We start from the raw sequence: 17,539 nt of genomic DNA, 5'->3' as shown, positions 1-17,539 counted from the left end.
CAAAAATCTTTCGGCCGCCTGTTCATAAGGTCTGATGCAACGCCGGCTTGACTGTCCCTATTATATCCTGAAAAGAAAAGTGAACAAATGCAGCCATATCTTTTAGGACAAAATAAAAAACGATCCGAACTCCAAACAGGAAATTTCGAATCGTTTTGAATCAAACTTCAGCTGATTACTTAAGAGTAACAGTTGCGCCAGCAGCTTCCAACTTAGCTTTCAAGTCGTTAGCATCGCTTTCGCTCAATGCTGACTTGATAACTGATGGTGCACCATCAACTAAGTCTTTAGACTCTTTCAAACCAAGGCCAGTAGCATCACGAACAGCCTTGATAACACCAATCTTAGCTTGGCCAGGTTCGGTTAATTCAACGTCAAACGAATCCTTAGCTGCGGCTTCTTCGCCAGCACCTGCTCCAGCTGCAACTGGAGCAGCAGCTGAAACACCAAATTCATCTTCGATAGCTTTAACTAAGTCAGCCAAATCGAGGATTGAAGCTTCTTTCAAAGAAGCGATAATTGCATCTTTATCAAATGCCATGTTTTTTCCTCCAACGTGCAGATACAAATCTGCGTCTTATTTATTTTCGATCGTTAAAAAAGTTAATACTCTAATAACTATTAATTTGCTGCGTTATCGCTAGCTTAGGCAGTCTCGCCATCAGCTTCACGCTTTTCAGCAACCGCTTTAACCGCATACATAAAGCTGCGGAGTGGTGACTGGAATTCAGCAAGCAATTGCTGAAGCAAAGTCTCTTTGGAAGGCAATGCTGCGTAACGATTAATTGTGTCGAGATCTGCGACTTTACCGCCGATCACACCACCTTTTAATTCCAAAGCATCAGCAGTCTTGCTGAACTTTTTCAAAATACGGGCAGGTGCGACAACGTCTTCTTTAGAAAAGGCAACCGCCGAAGGGCCATTAAAGACATCATTCAACTCTTTATAGCCGGCTTTTTCAGCAGCACGAGTCAAAATTTTGTTCTTGATAACCTTCAGGGAGACACCTTCATCACGAAGCTGAGAACGCAAATCATCAGCCTGTGCGACAGTCAGGCCACGAACGTTGGCAACGACAGCTGAAACTGAATTTGCAAACAGATCAGCGACTTCGTCAACTTTTTGGGCTTTAATCGCAATCGCTTTTTCGCTCATAAGATATCCTTTCCGTAAATAGTTCTATACATAAGAAAACCGCGCACTAGACGCGGCCATGGAAAAATTAGCTTTCCTCGGCAGGAATTACACTTTGCAGCAACCGACGTCTTAGGTAAAAACGATATTTACTTATATGAGTATATACAAAACGACCTGATTTCTCAAGTCGTTTTATTCGTTATAGTGATGCAACATCAAGGGCAATACCAGGGCCCATTGTAGAAGCCAGGTGTGCACTCAGGACGTAAGTGCCTTTAACTGTACTTGGACGAGCCGAGAGAACAGTGGAAGAAACAGTCTTAACGTTCTGTGCCAATTTTTCAGCATCAAATGAAACTTTACCAACTGGTACGGCAACATTACCATTTTTGTCGGTACGATATGTGACTTGGCCGCCCTTGGCATCTTTAACTGCCTTAGCAACATCCAGCGTCACAGTTCCTTCTTTAGGGTTAGGCATCAAGCCTTTTGGTCCTAAAGCACGGCCGACACGGCCGACTTTAGCCATTTGATCCGGTGTCGCAATCGCAACATCGAAGTCAGTCCAGCCAGCCTTGACCTTCTCAACCAATTCATCTGTGCCAACGAAATCAGCACCGGCATCAGAAGCTTCCTTCGCCTTATCGCCTTCAGCAAAGACAGCAACTTTTTTATCATTGCCAGAACCGTTAGGCAGCACAATGGCACCACGCAGCTGCTGATCAGCTTTAGTCGTATCAACATTCAAGTCAAAGACAACTTCAACATTGGAATCGAACTTTGTAAAAGCAATCTCTTTAACGAGTGCTGTGGCATCAGCCAAAGAATATTTCTTGCTCGCATCAACTTTTTCGACGGCGGCTAAATACTTTTTACTGTGTTTTTTAGTCATTATTCGGCACTCCCTTCTGCAGGCGCGTCAGTAGCGTCAGCGTCATCATCATCTTTCTTAGGTACGATACCAGCTTCAGCAGCAGCACCTTCAGCTTCGGCTTCAGCTTCGGCTTCAGCAATTTCAGCACCGGTAGCCAAGCGTGCAGCACCATCGTCCAATGACTTGCCATCAATCAAAAAGCCCATAGAACGAGCAGTTCCACTAACAACTTTCACAGCAGCTTCGACACTGGCTGCGTTCAAATCAGGCAGCTTAATCTTTGCAATTTCTTCTATCTGAGCTGAGGTCACATTAGCAACCTTTAACGTATTTGGTTGTCCAGAACCCTTATCAACTTTTGCTGCCTTACGGAGCAAGTCCGATGCAGGAGGTGTCTTCAAAACAAAGGTGAAAGAACGATCGTCATAAACAGAAATGACAACTGGGATGATTGAACCCGCTTGATCCTTAGTCTGAGCGTTGAAGTCCTTAGTGAACTGCCCGATATTTACACCGGCCTGGCCTAGAGCTGGTCCAACAGGTGGTGCTGGGGTTGCTTTGGCGGCTGGAATTTGTAATTTAACAATTTTTACGACATTTTTTGCCACGATAATGTCTCCTCTCGTAATCTAGCGGTGATACGTAGCCGTGACGCCACTCCCGCACATGATTGTCTACAAACATGCAGTTATGACTATACGCTCTTCCACTGATTTTATCAATCATTTAATGGAAAATTGCTGCCAGCAATAAGACCATCAGCAGCCCGACCACTGAAATCAGTGTTTCCAAAACGGTCCAAGTCTTCAATGTCTCTTTGACATCCAAGTCAAAGAACTCTTTAAACATCCAAAAACCCGCATCATTGACATGACTTGCAGCCAAAGAACCGGCACCGATAGCCAGAACCACAAAAGCTGGATTGATCGCTGTCTGCGCAGCCACGATCGGAGCCACGATACCAGCCGATGTCATCCCCGCAACTGTCGCTGAGCCCACCGAAACACGGATAATCACAGCTACCAGCCAAGCAAACAGAATTGGCGACATTGATGAATGGGCAAATGCCTGAGCAATCGCCGTCGAAATACCACCGGAAGTCAAGACGCCCTTAAAAGCTGCGCCGCCGCCAATAACCATTAATAAATTAGCGATTGACTTGATCGCATCAGATAGCGTTGCGTTAACTTCCTTAATAGAACGCTTTTGGTGACGGCCCATTGACCACATGGCAAACAGCAGCGCAATGACCATCGCAATCAGAGGATTACCGAGAAAAGCGACGATTTTCTGAAAATCAGTCGGATGAAGCAGATAACCATTTTGTGCAGCACTAGTCATGGCTTTCCAAGCTGTATCGCCAATCACGCCACCGTATACTTGCTTGCCGCCATTGACAATCATCGTAATAATAGTTGTCACAACCATAAAGATAACAGCCATCAAAGAAGTCAGAATTGAAAGCCCAAAAGAAGGTGTTTCTTCTAATTTAAACTCTTTGACAGTTCCTAAGGCATCCAAATGTTTCGTAATTTTGAAGGCTTTGGGCAAATACTTTTGTGCGACACGTGTAAATAATGGGCCGGCCACAATCATTGCCGGAATAGCAACTAAGATACCGTAGATTAAGACCATCCCCATGTTGGCACCAAGCACATTCGTCACCGCTGTTGGTGCAGGCTGCGGCGGCAAGAATCCTTGAGCAGCCGACAAAGCTGTCGCCATTGGAATGCCTAAATAAAGCAAAGGCACGCCAGCTTCCAAAGCAATTGTAAAGACAATCGGAATCAAAACAACCAAGCCGACTTCAAATAGCAGAGAAATACCAATAATGAAGGAGGCAAAGGCAACCGCCCACTGCAGGCGTTTTCTGCCAAACATGGCAATCAGTGTTTTGGCAATTCGATAAGAACCACCTGAATCAGATACCAAACGGCCGATCATCGATCCAAAGCCGAAGACGACAACCAGTTCTCCTAATGTGCCGCCAATACCATTTTTAATCGCATCGGCAATACCAGCTGGATTCATGCCTAAAGCGAATGCAACAACAATCGAGACAACAATCAAAGTGACAAATGTGTTGATTTTAAACTTCAAAATCAAAGTTAACAATAAAATAATGCCCAAAACCAAGATTAAAAATGGCCAAACATTCAACCCGCCCATCTGCCAATCATAAAAGCCGGTTTTCGGGTCAACTGTAATAGCTGCCAGTGATAACATAAACTTCCTCCGTCAAATCCTTTTTATGCTCAAATACTTTTTTATTCTTCAGTCATCTTAATGTGAACATGCTCACGCTGAAAATTAGCGATGTTCTCATATTCAGTCTGCAATTGCCGGCTCAAACGGATAAAGATCGGCGTCAATTCACGATAGACCTGATAATTATCCGGATTCGGCTCATAGGTTTTTGCTTCGCCAACCATGCCGGCAATGTTTTCAATCTTATCAGTCAGGCCTAAAGCTTTCTGACCAATAACCGTGGCAGCCAAAGCGCCGGATTCAAAGGCTTGTGGTACCGTGACAGACTGTTCAAAAATATCTGCCAGCATCTGACGCCACAAAGCTGAACGGGCAAAGCCGCCAGTCGCCTGAACCGATTTCAAATCGCCGACGACTTCTTCCAACGCCAAAGCCACCATATAAATATTGAAAATAATGCCTTCCAGAACAGCACGCACCATATGTGCACGCGTGTGGTAATGTGTCAGGCCGAAGAAAGAGCCTCTCGCGTTAGCATCCCAAATCGGTGCACGTTCACCACTCAAATAAGGATGAAAGAGCAGACCGTCAGCACCAGCCGGCACTTTAGAAGCAATCTTTGTCAACAAGTCATAAGAGTCAATGCCCAGTAAGGCAGCTGTTGATTTTTCAGCATCAAACAAATTATCTCTTGCCCAGCGAAACACATCTCCGCCATTGTTGACAGGCCCGCCGACAACCCAATGATCACGATCCAAAGCATAAGTAAATGTCCGCCCTTTTGGATCAATTTTTGGCTTATCAGTCACAACACGAATCGCACCGGAAGTCCCAATGGTCACGGCTGCCACACCTGGTTGAATCGCATTAACACCCAAATTAGACAAAGGCCCATCACCGGCACCATATATAAAAGGCGTCTGCACCGGAATACCGATCACTTTTGCATATTCAGAAATCATGCCGCGTTCCATTTCGTAGGGTTCAACTGGTTTTGGCAATTGATCGACCGACAAGCCGGTTAATGCCAAGGCCTGCTGATCCCACTGCAGTTTGAAAATGTTAAACAATCCAGTACCTGACGCGATGGAAATATCCATTTTGTTAGCATTGAATAAACGGTGAAAAATATATTCCTTAATACCTAAGTAATGGGCAGCTTTTTTATAAATATCCGGCCGTTCGTTTTTCAGCCATAGCAATTTGCTTAAAGGTGCCATGGGATGAATCGGCGTACCGGTCTTGCTGTAAATTTCCTGCCCAGTACCATCTTTTTTCAGCTGTTCGGCATATTTAACCGCTCGGCCATCGGCCCAAGTAATCACACGCGTCAAGGGCTGCCAATCTTTATCAAAAGCAATTAAAGAATGCATCGCAGAGCTAAAGGAAACGCCCAACACTTGATCACCTTGTTTTAATTCGGCCTTGCGCACAACATCGGTCAAAGAATCAATCAAAGCTTCGAAAATCTCGACTGGATCTTCTTCAGCCATATCAGGCTCGTCTCTGTAAAGGGGATACCCATTATTAGCAGAGGCGATCACATGCCCTTTGAGATCAAAAAGGACTGATTTTGTACTAGTTGTTCCAAGGTCCACACCAATCATGTAGTCCATATCTATCCTCCAATGTAAGAAGCTGCCCGAATTATGCTCAATAAAAAAAGCCGAAAAATGAGTTGCGAAACCATTTCTCAGCTTGGAAATCTATTTCAGGCAAACGGTTACCTGATAAATTATACACTCAATAAATCTTATCGATATCGTTGAAAGGAACTTCAGTTTCAGTTTCTCGGCCAAACATGTCAACCAATACTTTGACCTCTTGTTTTTCGCGGTCAATCGCTGTTACTTTGCCTTCCATACCATTCATGGCACCACCAACAATTGAAACCGTCTCGCCGACTTCAACATTCAGATCATCAACTTTGCGTTCGATCAGGCCCATGCGGTGCATGATCCGGTCAATCTCATCTTTCGTTACAGGGTTTGGCTTTGATCCTTGTCCATGAGAACCCAAGAATCCAGTCACACCAGGCGTGTTACGGACAACATACCAAGATTGGTCTGTCATCACCATTTCAACCAGCACATAACCAGGGAAATCGTTTTCGACAACCTTTTTCAATTCACCATTAGGCCCAGTCTTAATCGTTTCGTTTTCCGGCACAATGACCTGAAAAATGAAATCAGTCATGCCCATTGATTCACGACGCTGCTCTAAGTTTAGTTTGACACGATTTTCGTAACCAGAATAGGTATGAACCACGTACCAATCCTTTTGTAATTCTTGTTCAACCATTATTGCCTCTTTTTAATCAAAATAAAAAACCTCGGTCGCCCTTGGTCTCTTTAATAACAATTTTAACTGATTTTTATCGATTCATCAACAAGCGAACGCCAAGTCCGACTAAATAATCAACAATTCCAAGAAAGCCGGCAAAAAAAATCGCACTGAAGATCACATAGCTCGTGTCCCGACTGGTCTCACTGCCATTCAGCCAAGTCACTTTTTTCATTTCTGCAATTGTACCTTTAATATAGCGAATCATAGTTAAGTTCATTCTAACAGATTTTTTCCATCTGCTTATGTCCATTATTCGCCTAAACCATAAAAATGTGCGTAAATATCTCTGGTCACACGCTTTTTCCGATAATCCAGCGAGTGCGCTTTGACCTGCTTTTGAACAATTTGCGCCTGTTTTAAATCACCAAACAGTTCTTTAATGGCAAGCGATTCTTTGTCGCCAGCCCGAAAATCAGTTTGGCTGATCGCATCCTCAAAATCCATTTTTGTCTGCGCCTGATTCCACCCGTGATCTACCGGATCATATCCGTTAAAGGCCAGTTCTTCTAAGGACACATTCTGGCGACGGTTCTGTTCCTTTTTAGAATAACTTTTACGCAGCAGATCCATAGCTTTATGCTGCAGTGCAGCGTAATAATAGGTGGTAAATTTGCAGTTCCCATTTGTATGGTAACGACGCACTGCGTGCATGAGAACCGTCAAACACTCACTTTCCCAATCATCCAGCTCCAAAACATTGCTTAAATAATGATAATAAATTTTTCTGACTAACCCCTTAGTGACCAAAATAATGTGTTCATAACCCGTCTCATCCCCTTGACTAATTTTATTCAGTGCCTTTTCTATCCGCATCAACTTAACCTCTTCCAAAATTTAAAGTCAGCTTAGCTTACACGATCGATTAGGATAAGCGAATATATGTTCGTATTTTCAGGAATTATCGTGAATAATGTTTTACTAATAATTAAAGGGTACTCGGGGGCGGTGGCTTTTTTCAACAGAAAAAACCGCTCAGCTGAGAACAAAGTATTAAAATAATAAAATTTTAATAGATTACATTAAGACCCAATGCGGCGGCTATTAAAGCCTTGATAGATTAATAATGCGGCAGCAACGCCGGCATTCAGCGACTGCACGTGCCCGACCATTGGAATCGTCAGCATTTGATCAACTTTCTTTTTAGTCTGCGGCGAAATGCCGCGTCCTTCATTGCCGATGACCAATGCGACTGGTCCTTTAGCATTCCATTGGGTATAGTCCTGACCCTTCATATCCGTGCCGAAAATCCAAAAGCCTGCATCTTTTAAACTGTCAATAGCATTATTGATGTTGGTCACGCGGGCAACTGGGACGTGCTCAATTGCTCCGGTTGAGATTTTAGCAACTGTTTGCGTCAATTGGACGGCACGTCTTTTCGGAATAATGATCCCATCAATGCCTGCTGCATCAGCCGTTCGTAAAATCGAACCTAAATTCTGCGGATCTTCGATCTCATCTAAAATAACCAAAAAAGGGTCGTGATCAGTTTTTTTGGCTAGAATTTCTGGCAATGCCACGTAACTGTAGGCTTCTATTTCAACTGCCACACCTTGGTGGTTGCCATGATCGGTCAATTCGTCCAAACGTCGGTTATCAACTTTAACAATCGGCTGATGACCAATAACAGCCTTCTTTTCAATCTCCAAAACACGATTTTTTGCCAGAGAATCGCTTAAATAAATACGGCTGACGCTTTTATTGTTATCCAGCGCCTCGATGGCGGCATGAATCCCGTATACAACTTCTTTAACCACGTGTCTGCCCGCTTTCTACTTTCTCTATCATCCAATTAATGATCTGATCCAGACGCTTTTGATCATTCTTCAAATATAGATAACCCAAAACAGCTTCAACACCTGTCGAAATCTGATAGGTAGCAAAATCAGTATTTTTGGCCTTCGTATGCGGATGCGAATTGCGTCCACGTTTATAAATCTCGGTCTCTTCTTCAGTTAAAATGTGTTCTTCTTCTAATAAAAAGTAAAGCTTGGCATGTGCTTTGGCAGCAACAAATTCCTTGGATCGTTTTTGAAGATCGTTCACTTTTGTTAATCCCGTGGAAAGTAAATAAGTTCTAATTTTCAGTTCATCAACGGCATCGCCGATAAAAGCCAGCGAAAGTCCATTGAAACCCTTGACATCTGCAATCATGGTCTTTATTATAGTGTGCAATTCACTTATTTTAGTGTGAAGATTTAATTATTTAGGAGAAAGTTTTAAAATGAAAAAATTAGTAAGCAAGTTTTTTAGCGGTTTAGTGTCGGCGATTGCAGTTACTGGTATTTTTGCGACAGCTGGAAGTCAAGTTCAAGCGGCGGGAAATAAACAGGATGTGCTGTATTCGAAGATCAAAACCCGAGGGAAATTGATTGTTGGTACGTCTGCTGATTTCCCGCCGTATGAATTTTTAGCACAAAAGAATGGCAAGCAGACGCCAGCAGGTGCCGATATGAGTTTGGCTAAAAGGTTGGCTAAGGGTCTAGGCGTCAAACTAGAAATCAAAAATATGTCTTTTGATTCTCTACTCGTGGCTCAAAAATCTGGCAGAGTTGATGTCTTAATTGCCGGCATGGGTTCAACGCCGGAAAGAAAAAAACAAGTAGATTTTTCAATTCCATATTACACAGCGAAAGAGACTCTTGTCATCAACAAATCTGAAGCCAAGAAAATTAAGTCTTATAAAAACTTAGCTGGTAAAAGAGTTGGCGTTCAAACCTCAGCACGTCAGGAAAGTCTGATCAAAAGCTCATTGGCGAAAAATAAACTCTCAGCTGCTCATTTTGTGCAGATGCAGTCCAACAACGATTTAATTTTGGCTTTGCAGACTAATAAAATTGACGCCGTTGCTTTATCGGGCGGTGTCGGCCAGGCTTATGCACACAGTGTATCAGGTTTGAAGTACGTTTACGCAAGCTATCCTAAAGGTGTGCAGAACGAAGAAGGCATGCAGGTTGTGATCCCAAAGCATCAGCACACACTGGTTGCGCATATTAACAAAATTATCAAAAAAGTTAACAAGCAAAAAGTATTTCCAAAATGGATCGCTCAAGCTGGCAAGCAATTAGGTAAGGCAAAGTAAGTGATGAATTTTTTATCCAACACGCTGGCTTGGCGCTTTAGAGACGAGATTTTATCCGGTTTAGAAGTGACGCTGGTTATTTCTATCGCGTCAGTTATTATCGGCTCGATTTTAGGTTTGATTATTGCACTCATGCATATGTCGCATCATAAGACAATCCGGGCAGTTGCGGGTACTTATGTCGAAATTCTTAGAGGCACGCCGATGATTGTACAGTTGGAATTCGTGTACTTTTCGCTGCCTTTGATCTTGGGTGCCATTCTATCGGTCACAGGTATCCATATTCAGCCAAATATTGCCACAATTCCGGCCGGCATTATTGCCGTTTCGATTAATTCATCAGCTTATGTTTCAGAAGCTATTCGCGGTGGATTTAATTCGGTTAATATCGGTCAGACCGAGGCAGCAAGATCATTAGGCCTTTCGCAGAGAACAACAATGCGTTTTGTTGTCATTCCGCAGGCTTTGAAAAATATTTGGCCGGCACTGGGAAATGAATTCGTCGCCCTGATCAAAGAGTCGTCAATTGTCCTGATTATCGGTGCGCCTGATATCATGTACCAAATAAATAACATGCGAGCAACTACTTTTAACGGCGTCACACCTTTAATTATTGCAGCTGCTATTTATTTCATACTCACTTTCAGCCTATCTAGAATCATGAAACATTTTGAAAGGAAGATGAAACATGACTGAAGATACGATTATCGAATTAAAGGGGCTAACCAAGAAATTCGGCAAATCACTTGTTTTGGATCATATTAATGCGAAAATCAACCGTTCTGAAGTAGTGACTTTGATCGGCCCTTCCGGAACCGGAAAATCAACTTTAATCCGTGACCTGAACATGCTGGATACGCCGACTTCAGGATCCGTTCTATTCGAAGGTCAGGATCTAACAACTTTGAAGGATAAAGAATTGGACGCTGTCCGCCGTAAAATGGGGATGGTGTTTCAATCATTCAACCTCTTTCCACACTTAAATGTTGAACGCAATATTACCTTAGCACCAGTTAAATTAGGTTTGATCCCGGCTTCTCAAGCGCGGGCAAAAGCTCAGGAATTATTGGAAAAAGTCGGTCTGACAGAAAAAATCGATGCCTTCCCCAATTCCTTATCAGGCGGGCAGGCACAGCGTGTCGCCATTGCAAGAGCACTTGCGATGAACCCGGATGTGATGCTCTTTGATGAACCAACCTCAGCGCTGGATCCAGAAATGGTCGGCGAAGTATTGAAAGTCATGCAGGATTTAGCAGCTGAAGGTATGACAATGGTTGTTGTTACGCATGAAATGGGATTTGCCAAAAAAGTTGCTGATCGCGTCTGGTTTTTAGATCAGGGTAAGATTGCCGAAGACGCTAAGCCCGATGAATTTTTCTCTCACCCGCAAAATCCGCGGGCACAGGAATTTCTCAGCAAACTGCTCGAAGTTAATAATTAAATAAAAACCCGCTCACAGGTTATGAGCGGGTTTTTATGTACTAATTTTCAGCTTTGACCGGTTGGATATAACGATAATGCAAAATGACAAGCAGCATAATCAGGTCTAGGCACAGAATCATCCAACTTTTATGCAGAAAAGCCACGGCCAGCATAGCAGCAAACTCAAACATGAAAAATAAGGGTTTATTTGTACCCCTTGCCTGTTTATCGTGCGAAGTGATCCTCTGTGAATCAGCCACATCACAAAAAGGCTTGCAAACAGCAAAAATGACAGCCAGAGCCTTTGTGCAAGCTGATCTTTCTCCAAGACAAAAATGAGAAAAACACCAAAAAGCATTACCGCATAGATATCCAGCAAAAAAAGCCAGCGTACAGCCATAACCTGAATCGAGGAGGCCATCTGTACATGCAATTCACCAATCACCTGGTAATAGACAGCTGTCACCAAAGCGACGAGAACAATGCTCATAATAAACTCTGTTAGGCCAAGCATTGTCACCGGATGACCAATAGCTTCATAAAGGCCAACAATCACTTCGCCTAAAGCGATCATCGTCATCAGGCCGTACCGCTCAATCAGCGAATCCTTCAAAACAAAAGGCATATGCGTGTTTTCATATTCTCGTCTCAAACGCGGATTTGCGAAAAAAACAACCAGATAATTGATCAGCAGCGTGGCTAAAATGATCACAAACTTACCAGCTGTTGGTGCAAATAGGCCAATAAGCAGCAAAAGCAGAGCAAAGCTGTAGACTGTCGCCCAGGCACGCGATGCCGGCCCATGTGTCGGATCAAAATGGCCGATAATGTACCAAACCGCAATCAGCAGCAATTCCATCGGCACAAAAGCAATTAAGATATTTGTATAATTGCCAGCAATCGCATCAGGAATAAACAAGGCAGCAATACCTGCCAAAATCAGTTGAACATTAATAATCAAAACATTCAGGATGCTGTCATTGCCGTGGTTATCAAAATAGCCCGAGGTCTCATGCCAGCTCCAAAAGAACCAGAAAAACAAGACACTAGCATTGAAAAAACGCGGCCATGAAAAATCTGCCACTAATCCGCTGGTCAGCCTTTCCAAAACAACCGAAAAAATTAAATCGTAGAATAGTTCCAACCAGCTGATTTTACGGTGCCTGATTTGTTCGGTAATATTCCTTGGTCTTCCAAAAAAGTTCAGTATCTTGATCTGCCTCAATTATTTAAGATTATAAAACATCCGCCAAAGGGCTCAGCCATTTTTGTTCTATATCACAACATTCAGCTGAAGCTGCAGGCTCGTTCACGCAGTTCGGTGATAATCGCACGGGCCTCATCAGAACTATGTGTGTTGACCAAGCGGTCCCGATACTTTGCGGCCTCAGCCAGCCCACGAACATAAATTTTGAAGAAACGTCGCAAGGCTTCAAAACGTTTCGGCCCAACCTCAGCAACATATTGGTCATATAAATCTAACTGAAATTCAAAAAGATCCAAGAGCTCCCCTAGGGAATGTTGCTGGGGCGTCTTTTCAAAACAGTAAGGATTTTCAAAAATACCGCGGCCAATCATAATTCCATCCAACCCAGGATGCTGCTCAGCCAATTCGATGCCTTGCTGTCGCGTCTTGATATCACCGTTTATCTGCAGCATTGTCTGCGGTGCAATTTTGTCTCGCATCTTGACGATCTGATCAATCAGCTCAAAATGTGCCGGGACCTTGCTCATTTCCTTTCGCGTACGTAAATGAACAGTTAGGACTCTAACATCCTGCCGTAAAAGCCAAGGCAGCCAATCATTCATTTCGTCCACACGAGAAAATCCTAATCGCGTCTTCACAGAAACCGGCAGCCCTGCCATTTTGCTGGCAGCGATCACATCGGCAGCCGTCTGCATATGACGGATTAAATCCGAACCACCGCCGTTTTTAACGACGGTTGAATCGGGACAACCCATATTCAAATCAATTGCCTTAAAACCTTGATTTTTGACCGCTTCAGCAGCCCTTACAAATGCTTCAGGCTGGTTGCCCCATAGCTGGACAACCGGCCGCTGCTGTTCATTAGGTGAAACATGCAGCCGGCCCATCACAGAAAATTTGGCTTTCGGGTGTGTAATACTTAACGCATTTGTGAATTCCGTATTAAAAACGTTCGGCGCGGCCGCCTTTGCGACCACTTGACGAAAAACGCTATCCGTGACAGCCTCCATTGGTGCCAGACTAAAAAAAGGCTCACCAGATTTCTTTGCATTTGTCTGAATGCGATCCCAAAAATCTGCTGTCATATTAGTAAATACCCTCAAATGCGACAGGCGATCCTGTGACTGCTTGTATCTGAACCCGACTATTCGGGCCTTTTAAACCGATCGATTGGCCACCGCCAATGTACATAGCCACGCTGAACTCAGCGCCCTTTCTCCCCCAAAAAAGCAGGTCTCCAGGCAAAGATTGGGCGTAATTCTTTTCTCGCCTTCCGGCTTGGCGCAGACTAGCAGCCTGGACATACACTTTGTCTCCAATGTCGCTAAGACCAGAAATCAAGCGCAAATATGCAACAAAACCCGGTATATCCAATCCTTTTTGATCATTTCCGCCCCAGACGAAAGGAATATTCAGCAAAGATACAGCATTGGCTAGTGTCCTTTTTACTGAGATAATTTCTCGAGTTTGATATTTTTTTGGAATTGCAGTTGGTGACTTGCGTACGGGCTGATACACATCAGGCCCGAAAACAGTATCCTCGCGTCTAATCCGCTGCAGATTTTTAAAAATATCGGCCTTATGCTTTAATTCGGCAATTTCGGCATCGGAAACATGAGGGAACAAACCGCTGATTTTGCTTTGGACATCAAAAGCGTTTACCTTGTCCAATTGTGCGGCGCCTGAACTCTCCCAATTATCAAAATCAGGTGTCAAATTTACGGCTAGGAAACTGGGTGATCGTTCAGCCTCGATCCTTCGAACGACCAATTCCTGATTATTTAGTTCGTCAATAAAGGGCTGAACCTGTTTAAAGACGGCTGATGGCTGACCTGCCAAGCCAGTCTGGAAATCACGAAATTTTAATAGATCGCTTGTTCTGGCAAAATAATAATTCAGTTCTTCAAAACCGCTCACCTCATCATCAAGCCAGCGCCCGTGTTTGACGAGATCCAAAATCGATTGGTTGCGAAAAATTTGGAAAGTATAACTCAAATTCTCGCCACGCTGACCATCAGGATTTTCGAAGGGAATAATGCCAATGTTGACTGCAAAAAGAGCCTCATTGTCCGAATATTGATCGCGACTGTAGGCCCACTGGTCAACCGGAAGCATGTGATTGATAAAAATATCCGTCAAACCATCCAAGGCAGATTGGACAGAGGAAAAATTCTTTTCAGCAGCGGCTATCTGAGCAATTAGGTCGTCCGAAATAAAACGGCCTTTAAACTGAAAAGTCCTAAAGTCAGTAAAATACTGACTAACCTCGCCAATGGAAGTATTCGGCGAGAAAATCCAATGATTTTTGATTGTCAAAAAATTGCGATATTGCATATCTCTAATTTACCGTAAAAAAAAAGGCCGGAGCCTAAAATTTTTTTGAAACAGGAACTTACTTGGCATGAATGTATTGGTAACTAGATGCGGAAGCAACAGTTCTTGTACTAATCGCGTTGCCACCGGCATTGCCTTCTTTAATACGGATTGAATCACCATAAACAGCTGTCACAACAGCCACATGGCCATAAGCAGCGCTGGCACCAGCTTGGCCGCCTTGGAAGACAACAACCGAACCGATTGCAGGAGAGTGATCAACACGGAAACCTTGCGCAGCAGCTGATGATGCCCACTGATTAGCATTGCCAAGCATATTTGGTACCCAGCTAAGCATGTTCTTCACGTACCAAGTGCACTGGCCATAATAATATGTATTAGTAGTCGATGCAGCAGTTGAATAACTAGGAGTCACTGCTTTTTTGACAGCAACAGGTGCAGCTGACGCTGCGGTTGCTTTGGCTGCTGGTGCAGCAGCACTAGCGGGAGCAGCTGGCGCTTGGCTTGCGGGTGCCTGACTTACAGGTGCCTGACTTGCCGCCGGTGCGGCTGGGGCCTTAGCTGCTGGTGCGGCGCTGACAGGTGCGGCAGTCAAAGACAATTTTTGGCCGCTAGTGATAAATGTGGATCCATTGTTGTTTGCAATCAGAGTAGAGACAGAGACGTTATAACGGGTGGCGATACCATAAAGCGTGTCGCCCGCAGCAACAGTAACTGTACCATCAGCATTCTTGGGTGAAACACTTGTTGCGGCAGTTGAAGTTGCGGCAGAAGCTGCGGCTGCCGGAGCGGCAGGCGTCGCACTGTCAGGAATATTCAGAGTTTTGCCGGTCAAGATCAGATTAGGATTTTCCAAGCCGTTTGCTTTGATGATGTCGGCCGTGGTCGTCTTATACTCTTGAGCCAGTTTCCAAACGCTGTCTCCTTGCTTGACTGTGACTGTATCAGCGTTAGCCGAAACGGCACCAACCGCTAAAGCAGCCGCTGCCCCAGTTGAGACCAAAAGTACATTTTTAACAGTTTTCGTAGTCATCTATTCTCTCCAACGTGCAAAGTTTCTTTTTTCTAAAAATCTATAAGGATTTCTAAAGCACGTCCTTTAGAATAGGTGGCTTTCTTGACATTAGAATTAATACTTTTTTAAGGTTGCTTTACATTGTTACAAACATATTACATGACCTGCTGTGAATGCCTTAGGCAAGGCTTTCCCGCTTGTCAAGTTTTTCACTATAAAAAGATGGCCCACGCTGAATTCCGTAAAAAAAGGCCGCCTTGACAGAAAAAATCAACTGATTTCTGTTCACAAAGGCAGCCCATAGCTTAAAACAAAATTTAGATTTTGTTCGCCTCTTAATTGTTCCCCGCAGCCTTCACAATTTCACGAATAGTCGAAACAACTGTATTGGACGGGATGGAAAAACTCATTCCTTCGACGCTGTTGCTGCCATCACTGCTTGAAGAAATTTTCATGGAGTTAATACCAATGACACCACCAGCCATATTAATCAAAGGGCCGCCGGAATTTCCGGGATTAAGTGCAACATCCGTTTGGATGGCCGTCAAACGAACCGGATCGTCATTAATCTGCCGATCATTGGCTGAAACGATTCCCGAAGTTAATGAGTTCGCGTAATCCGACCCTAAAGGAGAGCCTAGCGCTAGAACCTGCTGGCCAGGTACAACACTGCTGGAATCGGCAAATTTGCCCGTTTGCGTCACATTTGCTGACGAAATGCGCAGCACAGCAATATCATGACTGACATTCCGTCCGACTAGGCTGGCCTTGATTCTGCGCCCATTACGGAACAATAATTCAATTTCATCAGCACCGGCCACGACATGATTATTTGTCACAACATAAGCATCACTGCCATCCTTTTCATAAACCAGGCCAGTACCTTCAGCTGCCAGTTGTGGCTGGTCGCTGGAAGAATCAGAGGAACTGCTGGATCCGCCAAAACCGCCAAACCACTGGGAAAAATAATCATTCGCCTGAGCTGAAGGGCGCTGATAGTTTTCAACTGTTACGACGGCATTTCGTACCCGGCGATAAGCCTGAGTGGCAGTCGAGCTGTGATTATTGCTCAAATTGACAACTCTTGTAATTCCAGCTTGTTTTGCGGAATTTGTCTGAACCTTATTGGATGCCGGCAGCAGATAAAATTGATAGAACAGCGTCAATACAATGACAGCGCCCACGATGGCGCTAAGCAGACCAATAAAAAAAATACGTAAACCGTGAAAATCTTTTTTCATGCTCTCATCATTATCCACAAAAATAAAATTAAAGTTAAATTTGTGAAAAATCAGTATAAAAAACCGTAGTGTTTAAATGACTTGGTCTGTCATAAAACGGTTAATAACCTGATCAACTGTTTTTTGAGTCAGCTGCCAATCGTCGTTTACGATCATCGTTGCGTCTTGTGCGAGTTCGTCAGGAATGTGCATATCTCGTTCAAAATCTGAAGAACTTGTTCTTTCAAGCACGTGTTTAGGATCATCCCCACGCGCAATTAAGCGTTTTTGCAAGCCAGTCACATCACTGACCGTGACAAACCAGATCACTGCCTGTTCTTTAATCGTCTGCCGATAAGTGATTGCCCCAATCGTGTCAACCACGAGGCTGATAATGCCCGGATGATTGGATTGCCTGGATTTACGCCAAGCACGTTCCAAGCCTTCGTATGATGAGCCATAACGATGGCCGGAATAACTGATTTCCTCGATAAAATGATTATCGTTCCAAGTCTGCGCTGTCTCAAAATAATAATCAACGCCGTCAATTTCGCCTTCTCTTGGTTCGCGGGTCGTGTGGGTAATCACACGCGGCACCCCGTATTTAACCCACAAATATCGAGCCACCGAAGTCTTGCCGGCTCCAGAGGCTCCTGTAATTACGATCACGCGATTTTCGTTTGCCATATTGATTAAA

General features: G+C 44.0%; 19 protein-coding genes and 1 pseudogene. 3 read left to right on the top strand and 17 right to left on the bottom strand.

Features of this window, described 5'->3' with window-relative positions:
- Nucleotides 1-175: 175 nt before the first annotated feature.
- The 11 genes and pseudogenes from rplL to NRF22_RS05970 all read right to left on the bottom strand — a co-directional run bounded on the left by rplL (nucleotide 176) and on the right by NRF22_RS05970 (nucleotide 8,716).
- Nucleotides 176-541 carry a 50S ribosomal protein L7/L12 gene (gene rplL, locus NRF22_RS06020; protein ID WP_007747220.1) on the bottom strand — a complete coding sequence of 122 codons (366 nt, stop codon included), beginning with the start codon at nucleotides 539-541 and terminating at the stop codon, nucleotides 176-178.
- A gap of 104 nt (nucleotides 542-645) precedes the next feature.
- On the bottom strand, nucleotides 646-1,155 hold the full coding sequence (gene rplJ / locus NRF22_RS06015) for a 50S ribosomal protein L10 (protein ID WP_007747221.1): 510 nt from the start codon (nucleotides 1,153-1,155) through the stop codon (nucleotides 646-648).
- Nucleotides 1,156-1,336: 181 nt separating this feature from the next.
- Nucleotides 1,337-2,029: a 50S ribosomal protein L1 gene (gene rplA / locus NRF22_RS06010; RefSeq protein WP_007747223.1), complete on the bottom strand. Its 693-nt coding sequence runs from the start codon at nucleotides 2,027-2,029 to the stop codon at nucleotides 1,337-1,339.
- 170 nt (nucleotides 2,030-2,199) lie between these two features.
- Nucleotides 2,200-2,619: pseudogene (rplK, locus tag NRF22_RS06005) on the bottom strand (50S ribosomal protein L11); the annotation flags it as partial.
- A 118-nt stretch (nucleotides 2,620-2,737) separates the two neighbouring features.
- Complete coding sequence (locus NRF22_RS06000; RefSeq protein ID WP_007747227.1) at nucleotides 2,738-4,237, bottom strand: gluconate:H+ symporter; 1,500 nt, start codon at nucleotides 4,235-4,237, stop codon at nucleotides 2,738-2,740.
- 41 nt (nucleotides 4,238-4,278) lie between these two features.
- A complete protein-coding gene (gene gntK, locus NRF22_RS05995; RefSeq protein WP_263779681.1) occupies nucleotides 4,279-5,835 on the bottom strand; it encodes a gluconokinase in 1,557 nt (518 codons plus the stop codon).
- A gap of 127 nt (nucleotides 5,836-5,962) precedes the next feature.
- The gene (nusG, locus tag NRF22_RS05990; protein ID WP_007747240.1) at nucleotides 5,963-6,520 is read right to left on the bottom strand and encodes a transcription termination/antitermination protein NusG; all 558 of its coding nucleotides are present in this window, start codon (nucleotides 6,518-6,520) and stop codon (nucleotides 5,963-5,965) included.
- 73 nt (nucleotides 6,521-6,593) lie between these two features.
- On the bottom strand, nucleotides 6,594-6,770 hold the full coding sequence (secE, locus tag NRF22_RS05985; RefSeq protein ID WP_007747249.1) for a preprotein translocase subunit SecE: 177 nt from the start codon (nucleotides 6,768-6,770) through the stop codon (nucleotides 6,594-6,596).
- A 44-nt stretch (nucleotides 6,771-6,814) separates the two neighbouring features.
- The gene (locus NRF22_RS05980) at nucleotides 6,815-7,378 is read right to left on the bottom strand and encodes a sigma factor (RefSeq protein ID WP_007747251.1); all 564 of its coding nucleotides are present in this window, start codon (nucleotides 7,376-7,378) and stop codon (nucleotides 6,815-6,817) included.
- Between the two features lie 206 nt (nucleotides 7,379-7,584).
- Nucleotides 7,585-8,319, bottom strand: coding sequence for a 23S rRNA (guanosine(2251)-2'-O)-methyltransferase RlmB (rlmB, locus tag NRF22_RS05975; RefSeq protein WP_263779678.1), 735 nt, complete (start codon nucleotides 8,317-8,319; stop codon nucleotides 7,585-7,587).
- On the bottom strand, nucleotides 8,312-8,716 hold the full coding sequence (locus NRF22_RS05970; RefSeq protein WP_263779677.1) for a Mini-ribonuclease 3: 405 nt from the start codon (nucleotides 8,714-8,716) through the stop codon (nucleotides 8,312-8,314). Before NRF22_RS05970 ends, rlmB begins: the two co-directional genes overlap by 8 nt.
- A gap of 70 nt (nucleotides 8,717-8,786) precedes the next feature.
- Here NRF22_RS05970 and NRF22_RS05965 point away from each other — a divergent pair, with 70 nt between their 5' ends.
- From NRF22_RS05965 to NRF22_RS05955, 3 genes are read left to right on the top strand one after another with little or no spacing between them, the layout of a single operon-like run.
- Nucleotides 8,787-9,644: a transporter substrate-binding domain-containing protein gene (locus NRF22_RS05965; RefSeq protein ID WP_263779676.1), complete on the top strand. Its 858-nt coding sequence runs from the start codon at nucleotides 8,787-8,789 to the stop codon at nucleotides 9,642-9,644.
- 3 nt (nucleotides 9,645-9,647) lie between these two features.
- Nucleotides 9,648-10,340 carry an amino acid ABC transporter permease gene (locus NRF22_RS05960; RefSeq protein WP_007747258.1) on the top strand — a complete coding sequence of 231 codons (693 nt, stop codon included), beginning with the start codon at nucleotides 9,648-9,650 and terminating at the stop codon, nucleotides 10,338-10,340.
- Nucleotides 10,333-11,085, top strand: coding sequence for an amino acid ABC transporter ATP-binding protein (locus NRF22_RS05955; RefSeq protein WP_318528707.1), 753 nt, complete (start codon nucleotides 10,333-10,335; stop codon nucleotides 11,083-11,085). The genes NRF22_RS05960 and NRF22_RS05955 overlap by 8 nt, the downstream gene beginning before the upstream one ends.
- A 117-nt stretch (nucleotides 11,086-11,202) precedes the next feature.
- Here the strand turns inward: NRF22_RS05955 and NRF22_RS05950 are convergent, their stop codons facing one another.
- The 6 genes from NRF22_RS05950 to NRF22_RS05925 form a co-directional block, all read right to left on the bottom strand.
- Nucleotides 11,203-12,210: a low temperature requirement protein A gene (locus NRF22_RS05950; RefSeq protein ID WP_263779675.1), complete on the bottom strand. Its 1,008-nt coding sequence runs from the start codon at nucleotides 12,208-12,210 to the stop codon at nucleotides 11,203-11,205.
- A gap of 143 nt (nucleotides 12,211-12,353) precedes the next feature.
- Nucleotides 12,354-13,358, bottom strand: coding sequence for a tRNA dihydrouridine synthase (locus tag NRF22_RS05945; RefSeq protein ID WP_263779673.1), 1,005 nt, complete (start codon nucleotides 13,356-13,358; stop codon nucleotides 12,354-12,356).
- A gap of 1 nt (nucleotide 13,359) precedes the next feature.
- On the bottom strand, nucleotides 13,360-14,607 hold the full coding sequence (locus tag NRF22_RS05940; RefSeq protein ID WP_007747266.1) for an NlpC/P60 family protein: 1,248 nt from the start codon (nucleotides 14,605-14,607) through the stop codon (nucleotides 13,360-13,362).
- A 58-nt stretch (nucleotides 14,608-14,665) separates the two neighbouring features.
- The gene (locus NRF22_RS05935) at nucleotides 14,666-15,640 is read right to left on the bottom strand and encodes a LysM peptidoglycan-binding domain-containing protein (RefSeq protein WP_263779672.1); all 975 of its coding nucleotides are present in this window, start codon (nucleotides 15,638-15,640) and stop codon (nucleotides 14,666-14,668) included.
- Between the two features lie 317 nt (nucleotides 15,641-15,957).
- A complete protein-coding gene (locus NRF22_RS05930; protein ID WP_263779671.1) occupies nucleotides 15,958-16,863 on the bottom strand; it encodes a S1C family serine protease in 906 nt (301 codons plus the stop codon).
- 72 nt (nucleotides 16,864-16,935) lie between these two features.
- Nucleotides 16,936-17,529: a guanylate kinase gene (locus tag NRF22_RS05925; protein WP_028291771.1), complete on the bottom strand. Its 594-nt coding sequence runs from the start codon at nucleotides 17,527-17,529 to the stop codon at nucleotides 16,936-16,938.
- Between the last annotated feature and the right edge of the window lie 10 nt (nucleotides 17,530-17,539).

The sequence above is a fragment of the Oenococcus kitaharae genome, from assembly GCF_025758695.1.
GTDB lineage: Bacteria > Bacillota > Bacilli > Lactobacillales > Lactobacillaceae > Oenococcus > Oenococcus kitaharae_A.
Note: the sequence above shows the minus strand (reverse complement) of the source record. Positions and strands in the feature narration are given on the sequence as shown.